This window comes from Pseudonocardia sp. P-1, assembly GCF_058111925.1.
The window spans coordinates 2436725-2450225 of sequence record NZ_CM176614.1 but is presented as its reverse complement, the minus strand read 5'-3'; the positions used below and the strand labels follow the sequence as shown (position 1 = coordinate 2450225).

Here is a 13501-nt window from a genome sequence, read left to right as displayed (position 1 = left end):
TCCAGGCTCACGAGACGTAACGTATAGAGTGGCAGGCGATTTCGGGTTAGCAATTCCCGGCTGGGGGCTGGAGGAGCCGCCGTTGGATCGGGAACGGATTGATGTTGAGGTTCGAGCTTTCGAATCCGTGGATGAAGCTTGGTCTGATCGTTCGAGCGACGATTTGGAGTCGCTCGCCGCAGTGGTAATGTCTGCATCGTGGGCTTAAATCGCAGACTTGTCCGGAAATGACGATGGTGTGCGGCGGTGGGGATCGTTGTCGGCTCGCTCGAGAGGTGAGGAACTTCGGCGCCCGCGGGAGGAGTTCCCTCGTCCAGACGGAACGATGATCCGGGGTGTATCAAATACGGTCACGCTGCCAGGGGGGCGATTGGAGGCCGTCCTCGGTGTGCTCGATTTCGTCGATGATGCCTTGTCCTTCGGAGATTCCGCGGATATCGGCAGAGCGCAGAGTAGGGCTGCCGCAATACCGCGATCCCCCCACGGCGCTGACGACGCGGTCGAGGCCTATGGTGACGATGGGACCGCCCTTCTTCTGAGACCGATCTAGGCTAGGGCGTGTCTCTCGAAGCTCGGCGGGTTTCTGCGTGATGCTTGATCGGTGCCGCGGACTGCGCTGCTGACCGGCGCCCAGTGGGCGCTGATCGCTCCGTTGTTGCCCTCGGCGACCGCCGAGTGGTCGAAGGAATCATCTACGGTTACCGATGCGGGCTGCCCTGGCGTGACGTGCCCGGCGAGTTCGGCCCGCGACAGAGGTTGTGGAAGCGGCACCGCCGGTACTCCGGCGACGGGACCCAGGACCGGGTTCTCGCTGCCCTGCTGACCAGCGCCGCCGCGGGGGTCGTGAACTGGGACGCCAGGATGGACTTTACGATCATCCGCGCCCACCACCACGCTGCGAACCTCGCGCGCGACACAGAGGCCGAGATCGAACTACAAGAATCTGCTGGCCGAACCGGCTGACCACGCCCTAGGTGTGATGTCCAGGCAGGTTGGTCAGGCGGCTGATCGGCGGTAGGCCGTTGGTTGCGCTGTGGGGCCGGTGGTGATTGTAGAAGTGCAGCCAGCCGGGGAGCGCGTCTCGCCGAGCCGTTTCGCAGGGGTGGAAGCGGGCGTATGCCCACCCGTCGGCGAGGGTGCGGTGGAAACGTTCGATCTTGCCGTTGGTCTGAGGCCGGTAGGGCCGGGTTCGCTTGTGGGTGATGCCCAGTTCGGTGCAGGTGTCACGCCAGGCGTGTGAGCGGTAGCAGCTGCCGTTGTCGGACAGGACCCGTTCCACGGTCACGCCGCGGGCGTTCAACCAGTCCACGGCTCGGCGGAGCACACCGGTGGCGGTGTCGGCTTTCTGATCGCTGTGGATCTCGGCGTAGGCGACGCGGGAGTGGTCGTCGATGACGGTGTGGACGAACGCTCTGCCGGTGCGCGGCTTGTAGTCGGTTCCCTTGGGCAGTCCGGGAGTGGACCGCTTATTCAGAGCGCCTTGTCGGCGTCCGACGAAGCGGTGTCCGCCTCCGTCGGGGATGTTGCCGAACTTGGTGACGTCGACGTGAATCAACGAGCCGGGATGTGGGTGTTCGTAGCGGCGCAGGGGCTCGCCGGTGACCCGGTCGATGTGGGAGAGCCGGTTGATCCGGCAGCGGCGCAGGACCGCGTGCACGGTCGAGGCGGCGAGAGCGAGTCGGCCGCCGATCTGTACTGGTCCGAGTCGGTGGCGCCACCGCAGTCGCACGATCTGCTTCACCAGCCTGGGCGGGGTCTTGGCCGGCATCGACCGCGGTCGGGAGCTGCGGTCGACCATCCCGGGCGGGCCCTCGGCGCGGTAGCGGTCAGCCCACTTTCGGGCGGTGCGAGGGGCGACCATGAACATTCTGGCCGCGGTGGAGCAGGTCCAGTCCTGGTCGACGATCAGACGGGCCAGCCGTAGCCGGGCACGCGGAGTCAGCGCAGCGTTAGCGTGGGTCACGAGGGCCTCCGGTTGGTGAAGCGGTTCCTAGACAGCTCCACTTCACAACCGGGGGTCCTCCCCTGTGCTGAACCGTTGGTTAGCGCGCAGTCAGCGCCTCTCCATGCTCCAGATACCGGACATCGCTCGACGCCGTGGTCCGGATACGCCGCGCTAGACGGGGGATCACGTACGACTCCAGGTCCTCGAGAGCGACCCACTCCCAGCGGTCGAGTTCGTTGTCGGCGAGCCGGATGCGCTCGGCGTCGTCGCCGAGCTGGCCGCAGTCGAAGACGAACAGGAGCTTGTCGCCTTCCTTATCGCTCGGTGCCCAGTCGACCGACAGCAGCGCGGCAGGGTTCCGGTCCAGACCGAGTTCCTCGGCGATCTCACGGCGGCACGCGGCGGCCGGCGACTCGCCGCGCTCTACGTACCCGCCCGGAATATCCCATGTGTCCTTATAGGTGGGGTGTACGAGAAGTATGCGGCCGACCTCGTCGAGGAACAGCGCACCTGCGGCTACGCGGGGGGTCGCGAAGGATTCGCTGGGGTCAGGCACTCTTCAAGCCTACGACGCCGCTTCGTACACGCTGCGGCTCCACGCTATCCGGCGACTCGGCGGATCCTGGGGCGTTCCAAGGCTCGTGCCTGAGAGGGACGCATTATCACCACGGCACTCGTAGCGCGGCCACTGTTGTGGACTGGCTTGCGCGTAGCGGCGGCCGCCTCGGGGGCCGGGTCGGTGCTCGTCACGGCTTGTAGGCATGCCTGTGGTGCAGCATCGACCTGCGGAATCGGCGGCCGTCGCCCGCAGGGAGTGACTCCTCTCCGGATGTCACCGGCCGTCGTCGTCCCTCTCTTGTCGTCGGGGGTAGCGGCGGGTCAGGAGCACTGACAGGGGCGCGGCGAGGGCGCCACCGATCACCAGCACGCCGATGACGGTGCCGATGAAGGTGCTCATCCGATCGTCACCTGAACCGTTGGATCGGCCGCGCGGAGCTCGGTGGCGATCTCGTCGAGCAGGCGCTTGTACGGTGCGTAGCCGGCGATCATCTTCGGCCCGACCGGGATGAATCCGAGGACCGTGGACTGGGTCGTCTTGTAGGTCTCGAGGCCGCCGACGGTCACGGTCGTCCGAGACCCGTCCGTGGTGGCGCGCGCGTCGAAGGTGCACAGCTCCACGAGTCGCTTGCCGCTCGTGATCGACAGTGCGAGGTGGCCGGAGGTCTCACGTTCGACGTGGACCTGGGCTCCGGCGTTCTGGATGCCCGTGGTGAGAAGGCTGGCTCCGCCCCCTCGAACGCGACCTGCGGCGATCTTGACGTGCTTCAAGGTGTCGTCGGGGTTCAGGGCCGTCGACGCGGTGAGACGTAGCTGGGCGCGGGTCTGGACACTCATGTTTCCTCGCTTCTGCAGTGTGCACGATGCAAATTGCATCTCAGTATGGTGTGCTCAGGGCACGGGATCAAGGAGGTCGTTGTGGCGAGCAACGCCGTGGTGGGCAGACGACGGTTGGCTTCGGTATTACGCCGGCGGCGTCAGAGCGCAGGGCTGACGATCGAGGACATGGCCCGTGCGCTCGAGTGTTCGCCGGCCAAGATCAGTCGGATGGAGACCGGCGCGGTCGGGGTGCGGCTCCCGGATCTCCAGGCGATTTCGGACGTGTTGGATCTGCCCGGTCCCGAGCGTGAACACTTCGTCGAACTCGTCCGGGCGGCGCGGAGCCGCGGCTGGTGGCAGGACTTCTCCGATGTCGTGCCTCCGGACTCGGCCATGTTCTACGGGCTGGAGGACGGTGCGGACCGGATTGCCCAGCACTCGACGTCGCTGGTGCCGGGACTCCTGCAGACCCGGGAGTACGCCTCGGCGCTCCTGGGGTCGGTGCGTGGCGTCCCAGGCGAGATCGTCGAGCGTCGGTTGGAGTTGCGGCTGCGTCGGCAGCGGATCCTCCGCCGCGAGTCCCCGCCGACACTGCATGTGGTTCTGGACGAGGCCGTTCTGCACCGTCCGGTGGGTGGTCCGGAAGTGATGGGCAAGCAGATCGACCATCTCCTCGAATTCGCTGACGAATCTACTGTGGACATCAGAGTGGTGCCGTTCTCGGGCGGGATCCACGCGGCCGCCGGGGTGAGCTTCACGGTGTTCGGATTCGACGACCCCGGCGTTACGCCCGTCGTCTTCGGGGAGCAGCTCACCCGGAACGCCTTCATGGACGACCCGGACGAGACCCGCAGCTACGAGGAGGCGTTGCGGGACGCCGCCGCTATCGCGCTCGACGCGGCGGCGTCCCGGTCCTACCTCTCCACCTGGCGGAGACAGGGGTGGTGACGTGCTCAGAAGGTGGAGAGGTCGAACTCGCCGTTCCCGACACCGAGCAGGAAGACGTCCCACTCCATCGGGCTGAAGCGCAGAACTGGACCGTCCGGGTCCTTCGAGTCACGGACCAGGATCCGATCTTGCTCGAAGTCGACTTCCACACAGGTCTGGTCGGAGCCCTGGCTGAAGCTGCTGCGGCGCCACGAGTGGTGTCGATCCATCGCTCAGACCCCGGCCCAGCCGAGGTAGCGGCTCGGGTCGTAGCCGCTGATCGGCATGATGTGGATGCCCGGGGTGCGGCCGTCGTAGGTGGTGATCATCTGGCCGCCACCGAGGCTGATCGCGACGTGTCCGGGTGCCCCGCCGCCTCCGGAACGGAAGAACACCAGCGCTCCTCGTGGGGCGTTGCGGTCCCCGACGTGCTTGTTCCGCGCGACCGTCCAGTAGCTGTACGCCGAGCCGTGCGAGGCGGCCCAGGGCAGCCCCGCGGTGATGTCGCGACCACCGGCCAGGTACGCCTGGTAAACGGCGGCGAGGCACTGCCCGTCCAGTGCGCGACTCCCCAGCCGGGCCCGCATCCAGTTGATCGCCCGCTCCGCGGCGGGGCTCGCCGTCGGGCTGCCGGCCGGGGCGGATCCGCAGCGCGGAAGACCCGGAGTGAACTGGTTGGCCGGTGCAGTGCCCGCCACGTAGGCGTCGGGCACCCACGCCTCGGCGCGGCCGGGGTAGGAGATCCGGTTGAACACGTGGTTCGCCCGCGGCCCGACGGCGTCGCCGGACCAGGCCTGGCAGACGATCGAGATCGGGGTGCCGTCCCGCAGGACGATCAGCGGCGAGATCCGTGCGTTCGCAGCCGGAGCGGAGCGGAGCGCGACGCCGTCACCGCCGGTCCCTCCGATCGAGTACCCCGTGGCCGCCTCAGCCGGGGCCGCGGCAGCGAGCCCGGACGCCGCGGTGGCCGCCAGCGCGGCGACGAGGAGCTCGACCGCCCGTCGACGGATCGGAACAGGGGTGGATGCGGTTGTGTTCGTCATGCCGCAAGGAGATCGCTGAATACCCCCTTGCCGCGACCCTGCTGTGCAGCAGGGGTCGTCCGGGTGACTGCTGCGCGGCAGGGGCGCTCAGTCCGATCGGCGCTTCACTTCGACGGTGGTGCGCCCGCGCGGCGGAGCGAGGAGACCGGCCCGCACGATTGTGTGGAGGTACTCCGGATCGGTCGTTCCGCAGTGTCGGTGCAGCCCCAGTTGCTGTGCCTTGGCCTGCACCCTCTTGATCCGGTCCTTCACTGCCGCCTCCGAGACGGTCAGCCGTCTCGCGACGGTCGAGATCTTCGCCGGTCGGGGGTCGATGCGGGGCGGCCATGTCAGATGTTCGGCGAACAGCTCGCGGACGGTCTCTTCCTGCTCCGGGGTCAATGGGTAGGGGTCCTCGGGCTGGAACGTCTGGCTCGACAGCGGCTTCGACTCGGCTCCGTTTCGCGTAACGGAGATCGCGTCCGCGTCGAGGAGAAGCCAATGGACGCGGGGATCCGCACGACCGTGCGGCTTCCCGTTCAGGACGTGGATCGCGATCCGAGGCCAGGAGAGGCGGTGCACCCCCGAGATCATCACCGGCCGCTGACCCCATGCGTAGAGCACCGCGCGGTTCGTGTTGCGTACGTCCACCGACCAGCCGTCCGGCTCGGCGGTGACGACCACGGCCCGTCGGGAGATTCCGCGGTCCTCCACCTCGATCCCGAGCGACAGGTCCCCCTCACGCCCGACGATCACCTCTGCCCCGACCTGAACCGGCATCCCCACCGGTCCATGCACACGGCCGCCGCCGTGTTCGTGAACCAGCACCCACCGCTCGTCCCGCTGCACCCCGGACCCCTTCCGCTTCATCCACATCCTGCCCGCCGCCCGCGGGCCTGCCGTTCGAGGAGTCTCGTTGTCCTCCGCTGACTTCTGGGTCGGGCCGCCGGCCGACCCCGATCGCTACCGTCTCGTCTCCCTGCTTGGCGGGGGCGGCGAGGGCGAGGTATGGGACGCGGTCCTCCAGCTCTCCCAGGAAGGACGCAGCCGGGTCGCGGTGAAGATCCTTCCCGCCCGCCCCGGGGACGAGCGCGAGCTCGACGGGTTCGGGCGGCTCCTGCGCTCGCTGCACCACCCCGGCCTGGTCCGGGTCGTCGAGGTGTTCAGCGGCCCGGCCCTGCACCGTGGCGGCGGAGCTGATCCCGCGAGTCGGGCCAACTACGTAGTCATGGACCACGTCGCCGGCATGACGTTAAGGGAGTGGTGCGACGAGAACCCCGACGCGACCGCCGCCACCAGACTCGGCATGCTCCGCACCGTCGCCTCTGCACTCGACGTCATGCACTCCGGTTCCGCGACGAACGTCCCGGTAGCCCACGGTGATGTGAAACCTGCCAACATCGTGGTCCGATCCGCCGATGGCGGAACAGTGCTGGTCGACATGGGTCTCGCCCGGCTGAGCGACGGCACTGGAGTCGCCGGGTTCAGCGCCCCCTACGCGGCTCCCGAACTGCGCCAGGGTCTCCCCGCCGCGACACCGGAATCGGACCGCTACGCGTTCGCCGTCACCACCGCCCAGATCCTGACCGGGACGCCGGTGCCGACCGGGCCGGACGGATGGCTCGACCTGGCAGCGTTGGCCGAGAATCTGCGGCGCAGCCCGGCGACCATGAGGCGTCCGCTACTGGTCAAGCACGTCCTGACCGCGCTGGAGGCTCCCCCCGCCGCGCGGCCAACCGGACTGCGGATCTGGCTCGACTCGGCGTCGGAGTCCCTCTCCCAGGTCACCAATGCTCCTTCCGGGCCGTCGCCGCAGATTCCGGAGCGGCCGACGGTCACCGATCCCATGGACGGACCTCAGCCTCCGCAGCCACCATCGCGTCGGAAGAAGAACCGGTTCGCCGTCTTCGCGGGCTCCGTTGTCGCGCTCCTGACCGTCGCCGTCATCGGACTGGCGCTTCTGATCGGCTCGCCTGGAGGAGCGTCGCCCACACCCGGTTCCGCCGCCGCCGGCGGAACGGCCGGATCCGGGACGACGCCCCCCGCGATCACCGATCCCGCCCCGACCGGGACCGACGGGCGAGCACGCGAAGCGATTTATCTGACGGACGTCGACGTCGTCGAACACGGGAATGCCTCCGCAGGCTTCAACGTCTCAGGATCGGCCCGGGTGAGCGGCGTCCAATACGGACGAGCCATGAGCCTCTCAGCAAAGTGCAGCAACAGCGACGGTGGCGACTACTGGGTCGACTACGACCTAGGTCGCTCCTACTCAACGTTCACCGCGGTCGTTGGACTCGAGGACGGCTCGCCAGCGGCGTCCCGCGCTGCGTACACGATCCTCGCGGATGGAAAGCCCATCTCGACCGGAGACCTGTCGCTCGGCCAGGCAATCCCCGTTGAAGTTCCTGTCAGCGGCGTCCTGCGGCTCCGTCTGCAGATGAACGACCCGTCAGTCCTGACCGACGGCTGCAAAGTGGACAAGGCGAAGGTCTCCTTTGCCGACCCGGAGGTAGCACCGTGAAGCCGGTCGCCCGCTACTTGGGGGTTATCGCCACCGTACTTGTGCTCTTGGCTTCCAGCTCGTGTAGCTCGAACGAGCAGATCGTCCGATCGAGTTTGCTGGACGGATCGTGGACGTACAACGTCAGCAACAAGTCCCAGTCCGATCTGGTCTTCTATGAGGACGGGACGTTCGTCGGTACACCGTCGGGCAGTGGAATACCGCTGAATTCCAACGGGCGCGGTGAATGGAAAGTTGAAGGAACGACCCTGACTCTATGCTTCACAGGCTGCGTCGAAACTCGAGTCAGTGCGGATGTGACCCCGAATGGCAGCTTCTTTGGTGAAGGGGTCGATGAGAGCGGTAAGGCATTTACCTGGTCGCTACTGAAGAGAATGGACCTGCATCAGTTCGGACTGAATCAGTGATGATGGTCGCCATTCCAGCCGGGTCGCTCGGTGTCGAACTTTCGCCGGAGCATGATGAGGTGATTTCTGTCTGCTGCTGCCGGCCTAGGTCGATGGCATCGCCCAAAATATGCGCTCAACTGTAGGAGATTCTTTCGGGTGCCAGTCGTGCAGCGTGTCATCTGACACCAGATCCATGAGTCCGCGCGCTGACTCATGCAACTGGTGTCTATGTGACGCAACTCTGCTGACGGGAACGTCCCTAAGGGCGGACGGCGACATCCAGCATGAGGATTGTAACCGCATTTGAGTCAAACGAGATCCGTCCGAACTGTAGGCGTGTGAGGTGTCAGCTGTGTCCAACGTAGCGTGCCCTACCGAGGGGTGCCCCGGGACGAATATCACGAAGGTGTCCGACAGTTTCTACGTGTGTGAGACTCGGCGAGTGACCGGCCACACGCTGGAGCCTGATTTCAATCTCCCGCTCGGACCTCCGAATGCCTATGCGATGACCTCTGTCCCGGAGTACGGAGTCTGCGGAACGCGGATAGTGGTCGGCCTGGCTGACACCAGTCCGGGGCAGACTGCTACCTGTCGTTGCGGCTTGCCCGGTGTTGCTCCCTGTCAGGACTGCTTCCGCACCCTGTGTGGTTTGCATGGCGGGTTGTACGTTGAGAAATGGCGATGCGGCGAGTGTGGTAGGCGAGCTCTCCTCGATGAGAACCGGCGGGCGATCGCCGAGCGACGCGCGCAGGAACGCCAGCAGGAAGAGGAGCGGTTGGCAGTCCTTCGGGCTCGGCCTGTGCTGCAGGGGGCGGAACTCGGTCGTTGGCTCCAGGGAGGAGTTCCACCGGAGGCAGGTCGTGCGCCCGACGAGATGCACAGCAGCGACGTCGCCTCATTGTTCGCATCGACCGGGGTCCGCGTCGAGGAACTGGGCCGATACGGGCCCTTCGGAGGCTGGCGCCGCGAGGTGCTCTTCGGGTGGCTGGTCTACACCTCACCTACCGGGATCTCCCCGCGCGAGGGTGATTGGCAACAGGAGGTCTACCTCCGTCCGGACGGCACCGAGTACGTGTTCGAGACCAAAGTGCCGAACCCGGACCGATGGCACTTCTACGACACCACGCGGGACTCGGTCCGACATCCGACTGGTCGTCTCTACGACTTTCACGAGATGGACAGGATCCGCGATATCCATGCGGGAACGGCGTGGAGTGAGCGGTGGGTCGGAAAGAGGCGTCTACCGAATGGCGCGTCTAAGCGACAGATCGCCCTGAACTATGAGTATAACTATGGGAGGTAGTCTCTACTTGATTCGGTCGTACCTTGGATGACAAACTGGGCAGAACGGCCCGTGTAGGAGTCAGGACGAGCCCATCGGGTATTCGACAAGATTGCGAAATGTGAGATCCCGAAACCCTGTAACCTTGAAGGTCTCTTCGACTCGCCTCTGAGGCTGGGCCGCTCAACATCGAGGCGCCGCTACATGCGCGACCTTTGCAATCCAGACTTGACTCAGTGAGTCGGGATCGTCGCAGGTGAGGGTCCCATCCTTCACGGCGAAGTCGGTGATGATGCCGTACGTGTCAGGCCCTTCGAGGAGGTCGTTCTCAATAGCTTTTGCCTGGCTTTCTTCAACCTGACTCGTAAGGCGATCACTCTGACTTTCTGTCGAATGCATCTCGCCAACGCTATAGCTGTGGTCGTAGGGAGAGGTTGACTCAATAGTGTAGTGACAATAGGCACCCTTCGGGTTTTCAAACTCGATTACCAGACTGGACACCTTGGAGGTGCAGACTGGCCTAGAGGATTCATAGAAGGCGTCGACTCGAAAAGATCCGAACAGGGATAGGTTGCGACCCGGGGTTGTATTTCTGACTTCAATCTGGGCCGATCCCTTATCGGCCTCAAGTTGTGCCATTTGTGGTGGAGAGTCTGCCGTTTCTATCGTGACGTTTGACGGTAGGGACCTGATCGCGTAGCTCACGTTCACGGAGTATCCGGACATGTCGACGAGGTCTACGGATTCCTTGAATAAGTTAGCTGGCGTAGTGCTCGAGGGAGTATCGTTTGCGCCTTTCGTTGAGGGGTCGGTAATTGCTGTCTGAGGCGGGTTGTTGAGCGGTGAGTTTGTGCTGGAGCTGCATGCGACCATTAAGAGGGAGAGTGCGACACCGACACTGAGACGGTACGAAAGTCGAAGAGGACGTGCTCTCCTGGCGAGCACGGAACTCTCGTCGGCTCCGGTTGACTCCCCGTGCTTCAGTGCGCTGGGTCCGGTAGCCTTTGTGGTTGCGTTCACTTGCTGGTAGTCGCGGCCAGCTCGGTCTTCGTTACTAGCGTTACTAGATAAGTTCGGGCTCGTGCGCTCTGCGCGCGTTCCGCTTTGTCGAAATTTCCCAGCCTTCACGCGAGACGTAGACGCCTGGCCAGCTCGTCGAGCGCGGGATTCCGGTGCGGCCGGGCCGCCTTGACCCAGCTTAGGACGAGCTGACGGCTGAGGGCGTGGTGCCGGATCTGCTCGGGCGCTATCCGTTCTGCCTGGAGCAGGACGGCAAGCGCGTCGTCTCGCCGGTTCCGGGCGGCGTAGGCCCGGGCCGTCTCGATGGCGTGGCGTGCCTGGCGCTCCGCCGGGAGGCCGGCGACATCGATGGTGGGGGCGAGGTCGACCGCTACCTGGACGTCGCCGAGCTCCAGCGCTGTAGTCATGCGATGGAGCGCGACGTTCGTTGGTCCGAACGCCGTCCACATCGCGTTGGTGTCGCGCCCGATCCGGTGAGCGCTGTCCTCAGCTTCTCGGAGGAAGGCGTTAGCCGAGGCCCGATCGTCGGCCCTCGCCGCAGCGACAGCCCCGGTCAGGAAGAGCGTGCCGTAGACCGAGAGGAAGGACTCGTCGGTGCGGCTGCTCAGGTGTGTTTCGAGGACGCCCGCGGCGGTCCGCACGAGGTCGACGCCCGCCGCAAACCTCCCGGTCGAGTGCAGGGCGTAGGCGACGGACCGGAACAGCGAGCCGAGTACGACCGGGCTCTCCGACTCCTGTGCTGCAGCCAGACCGCGCTCGGACGCGATCCACGCCAGGTCGGTCTCTCCCAGCTTCGTCAGGACCGACACCGCGACTTGATAGGTGAGCGCCAGCAGAGCGAGCGCCCTCCGACGGTCCGCCTGCTCCGCGTTACGTACAGCGGTCAGCGCGTCGCTGAGGACCAGGGGAGTCCGGCCGGTGACGTAGCCGTAGCGGCTCGCCTGGTACGCGTCGAAGATCGCCGAGACGTCCGCCTCCAGCGAGTCGAGGTCGGCTGCCTCGCCCCGAGCTGCCGGGCCCGCGAGTAGCGAAGTGATCTGCCGGTAGTCCATAAGGGCGGAGCGGAGCGCGGGGACGGTCTGAACCCCGCTGTCCGCCGTCCACTCCAGGAGGGTCGGCTCACCGACCAGATCGCCGATCGCGACGTCGAGAGCTTCGGCGATCCGCCGGATGACCGACAGCCGATCGAGATCGATCCGCCCGTTCTCGACCTTGCTGAGCCAGTCCTCGGTCCGACCGATGAGTCCGGCGAGCACGAGCTGCGAGAGCCCACGCCGCCGCCGGTAGAAGGCAATCCGCTCGCCGATGGTCATCGCCGCCGTCATTCCGCGCATGGCAACCACCCTCCCCGACTGGTCCGGACGTACCCCGGAATTTCCTTCCGGGTTCTACGTCAGAACAGGACTCAGGCTATCTCCACTGCCCGACAGGGAGCAGTAGTTCGAGAGGAGAAGCCCAGTGAACAGTCCGTCTACCAGGGAGGGTGTCGACGCCGCCGCGGCGGTCGGCCCGACCTTCTACAGCGTTCCCGACGCCGCGAAGTTGATTGGAACCTCGCCCGTCACGCTGTACCGCGCAATTCGCGATGGTGAATTCCCCGCGCTCCGAGTCCGCGGCCGACTGATCATCCCGGCACGGGTTCTCGACGAGATGGTGAGCGCCGCCGTCAGCCAGCAGGCCGTCGTCGATGTCGCCGCGTGGGTCCCCGCGACCCGGGGGAGCGCGTCCTGATGGGCAGCGTCGGTGTGCTCATCCTCGGTGCAGTGCTGGGGGCGTTCATCTGCGCGAAGGCGCGGGTCGCGATCGGTGCGGTCGCCTTCTCGCTGGTCGCGCTGGTGCTGTTCATCGCCACGCCCGTCGGGGCCGGGCTACCGGACGCGATCAGCACGCTCGTCTCGGCGTTCGACCGGGCGGCGACGCCCGCGCTGAACGGCGCCGGGACCACCGGGGCGGGGTCGTGACCGCGGCCGCCGGTCCCGGAGCGGGAGACCTCGCCCTCACGGCCGGGCGGGCCGAGAACCCGGAGGGTCCCGCCTGCGGCGGGGCGGAGGGCCGTCCGGCCCGAGTTTGGCCCGGCCTCACTCAGATTCAAGGGCGCTCCGCTGGCGCTGCGCGTCGCTGCGCGACCGACCTTCGGCCGGCCCTTGAGTCCGAGCCTCGGAGGCCGTGCGCGCCTGACGGCGCGGTGGCGGACGGGACGCCGCCACCGGGAGGCCGGACCGGCCAACCCTCCCCACTCTTCTTGGAGGCCAGCATGACCGCGATCTTCCTGCCCGGCCCGCCCGTTGTGGACCTGGCTGACGACCCCGTCGACCTGGTCGACGTCGCCGAGCTGGTGTGCCCGGGCTGCGCCTGCCCGGTGGTCGACGCCCCGCCCTCGGGGTGGCCCGCCCGCGCCGGCCGCTGCCCGGACTTCTCGCACCTGGACGGTTCGGTGCTGTGCCCGGACGGGTTCGGCCGGGTGCCGGAGCCGGTCGAGGCGGCCGGGCTGCGCTACGGGCTCACCGACGCCGCCGCGGCCGTGGACGAGGCGCGCGGGTGGTCGGCGTGACCGCCCGCCCGTCGCCGGAGTGGACGGTCCCCGACCGGGTCGCCGGGCCCGAGGACCTGGATGCCCGTCTGCTGCGCCCGACCGGGCGGACGGACCGCCTGCAGGTGGTGGTCGAGCACTACGTGCCGGGTGCGGGCCGGTGCCCGGGGTGCGGGTGGCCGGTGCTGCGCAGCCAGGAGTGCCCGTCGCGTCAGGTCGCGGTGTGCCTGCTGGACAACCGGCCGCTGCCGGTCCGGCTCGCGCACCTGGCCGAGGTGATCCCCGGCGCCCGCACCGGCCGCGACACCGCGGTCGACCGGGACGAGCGGCGCCGGGTCGAGGACGGGTCGCCGGGGTTGTTCGAGGCCCCGGTCCGGGCCCCGGAACGGGGGCAGCCGTGAACCAGCAGACACACGAGATGGGACGGCCCGGCGACGGGTTCTTGGCGGAAGCACACCGCCGGGCCGCTCTCACCAACCAACAGG

18 protein-coding genes are annotated in these 13501 nt (G+C 66.9%); 9 read left to right on the top strand and 9 right to left on the bottom strand.

Annotated features, from left to right (window positions below; genetic code table 11):
- Nucleotides 1–726: 726 nt before the first annotated feature.
- On the top strand, nt 727–963 hold the full coding sequence (locus tag AC0GKK_RS11870; protein ID WP_489883830.1) for a hypothetical protein: 237 nt from the start codon (nt 727–729) through the stop codon (nt 961–963).
- Between the two features lie 7 nt (nt 964–970).
- Here AC0GKK_RS11870 and AC0GKK_RS11865 read toward each other — a convergent pair whose 3' ends face one another.
- From AC0GKK_RS11865 to AC0GKK_RS11850, 4 genes are all read right to left on the bottom strand, one after another.
- Nucleotides 971–1963, bottom strand: a complete 993-nt coding sequence (locus AC0GKK_RS11865) for an IS481 family transposase (RefSeq protein WP_489883829.1) — start codon at nt 1961–1963, stop codon at nt 971–973.
- 79 nt (nt 1964–2042) lie between these two features.
- Nucleotides 2043–2501 carry an NUDIX domain-containing protein gene (locus tag AC0GKK_RS11860; protein WP_489883828.1) on the bottom strand — a complete coding sequence of 153 codons (459 nt, stop codon included), beginning with the start codon at nt 2499–2501 and terminating at the stop codon, nt 2043–2045.
- A gap of 276 nt (nt 2502–2777) precedes the next feature.
- Complete coding sequence (locus tag AC0GKK_RS11855; RefSeq protein WP_489883827.1) at nt 2778–2903, bottom strand: hypothetical protein; 126 nt, start codon at nt 2901–2903, stop codon at nt 2778–2780.
- Nucleotides 2900–3340, bottom strand: coding sequence for a hypothetical protein (locus AC0GKK_RS11850; protein WP_489883826.1), 441 nt, complete (start codon nt 3338–3340; stop codon nt 2900–2902). Before AC0GKK_RS11850 ends, AC0GKK_RS11855 begins: the two co-directional genes overlap by 4 nt.
- An 81-nt stretch (nt 3341–3421) precedes the next feature.
- Between AC0GKK_RS11850 and AC0GKK_RS11845 the strand changes: the two genes are divergently transcribed.
- Entirely contained in the window at nt 3422–4270 is an 849-nt protein-coding gene (locus tag AC0GKK_RS11845; protein ID WP_489883825.1) for a helix-turn-helix domain-containing protein, read from the top strand.
- Between the two features lie 5 nt (nt 4271–4275).
- On the opposite strand, the gene AC0GKK_RS11840 is transcribed toward AC0GKK_RS11845, so the two are convergent.
- The 3 genes from AC0GKK_RS11840 to AC0GKK_RS11830 form a co-directional block, all read right to left on the bottom strand.
- Nucleotides 4276–4479 carry a DUF397 domain-containing protein gene (locus AC0GKK_RS11840; protein WP_489883824.1) on the bottom strand — a complete coding sequence of 68 codons (204 nt, stop codon included), beginning with the start codon at nt 4477–4479 and terminating at the stop codon, nt 4276–4278.
- Nucleotides 4480–4482: 3 nt separating this feature from the next.
- Nucleotides 4483–5292, bottom strand: coding sequence for an NlpC/P60 family protein (locus AC0GKK_RS11835; RefSeq protein WP_489883823.1), 810 nt, complete (start codon nt 5290–5292; stop codon nt 4483–4485).
- Between the two features lie 87 nt (nt 5293–5379).
- On the bottom strand, nt 5380–6120 hold the full coding sequence (locus tag AC0GKK_RS11830) for a hypothetical protein (RefSeq protein ID WP_489883822.1): 741 nt from the start codon (nt 6118–6120) through the stop codon (nt 5380–5382).
- Nucleotides 6121–6187: 67 nt separating this feature from the next.
- Here AC0GKK_RS11830 and AC0GKK_RS11825 point away from each other — a divergent pair, with 67 nt between their 5' ends.
- The 3 genes from AC0GKK_RS11825 (at nt 6188) to AC0GKK_RS11815 (ending at nt 9487) form a co-directional block, all read left to right on the top strand.
- A complete protein-coding gene (locus tag AC0GKK_RS11825) occupies nt 6188–7795 on the top strand; it encodes a protein kinase domain-containing protein (protein ID WP_489883821.1) in 1608 nt (535 codons plus the stop codon).
- Entirely contained in the window at nt 7792–8202 is a 411-nt protein-coding gene (locus AC0GKK_RS11820; protein ID WP_489883820.1) for a hypothetical protein, read from the top strand. The genes AC0GKK_RS11825 and AC0GKK_RS11820 overlap by 4 nt, the downstream gene beginning before the upstream one ends.
- 856 nt (nt 8203–9058) lie before the next feature.
- Nucleotides 9059–9487 (top strand): hypothetical protein, encoded by a 429-nt coding sequence (locus AC0GKK_RS11815; RefSeq protein WP_489883819.1) that lies wholly within the window; start codon nt 9059–9061, stop codon nt 9485–9487.
- A gap of 162 nt (nt 9488–9649) precedes the next feature.
- Here the strand turns inward: AC0GKK_RS11815 and AC0GKK_RS11810 are convergent, their stop codons facing one another.
- A complete protein-coding gene (locus AC0GKK_RS11810) occupies nt 9650–10171 on the bottom strand; it encodes a hypothetical protein (protein ID WP_489883818.1) in 522 nt (173 codons plus the stop codon).
- 419 nt (nt 10172–10590) lie between these two features.
- Complete coding sequence (locus AC0GKK_RS11805; RefSeq protein WP_489883817.1) at nt 10591–11799, bottom strand: helix-turn-helix domain-containing protein; 1209 nt, start codon at nt 11797–11799, stop codon at nt 10591–10593.
- A 145-nt stretch (nt 11800–11944) separates the two neighbouring features.
- Between AC0GKK_RS11805 and AC0GKK_RS11800 the strand changes: the two genes are divergently transcribed.
- The 4 genes from AC0GKK_RS11800 (at nt 11945) to AC0GKK_RS11785 (ending at nt 13417) form a co-directional block, all read left to right on the top strand.
- Complete coding sequence (locus tag AC0GKK_RS11800) at nt 11945–12217, top strand: helix-turn-helix domain-containing protein (protein WP_489883816.1); 273 nt, start codon at nt 11945–11947, stop codon at nt 12215–12217.
- On the top strand, nt 12217–12447 hold the full coding sequence (locus AC0GKK_RS11795) for a hypothetical protein (protein WP_489883815.1): 231 nt from the start codon (nt 12217–12219) through the stop codon (nt 12445–12447). Before AC0GKK_RS11800 ends, AC0GKK_RS11795 begins: the two co-directional genes overlap by 1 nt.
- A gap of 293 nt (nt 12448–12740) precedes the next feature.
- Nucleotides 12741–13037, top strand: coding sequence for a hypothetical protein (locus AC0GKK_RS11790; protein ID WP_489883814.1), 297 nt, complete (start codon nt 12741–12743; stop codon nt 13035–13037).
- The gene (locus AC0GKK_RS11785; RefSeq protein WP_489883813.1) at nt 13034–13417 is read left to right on the top strand and encodes a hypothetical protein; all 384 of its coding nucleotides are present in this window, start codon (nt 13034–13036) and stop codon (nt 13415–13417) included. Before AC0GKK_RS11790 ends, AC0GKK_RS11785 begins: the two co-directional genes overlap by 4 nt.
- Nucleotides 13418–13501 lie beyond the last annotated feature (84 nt).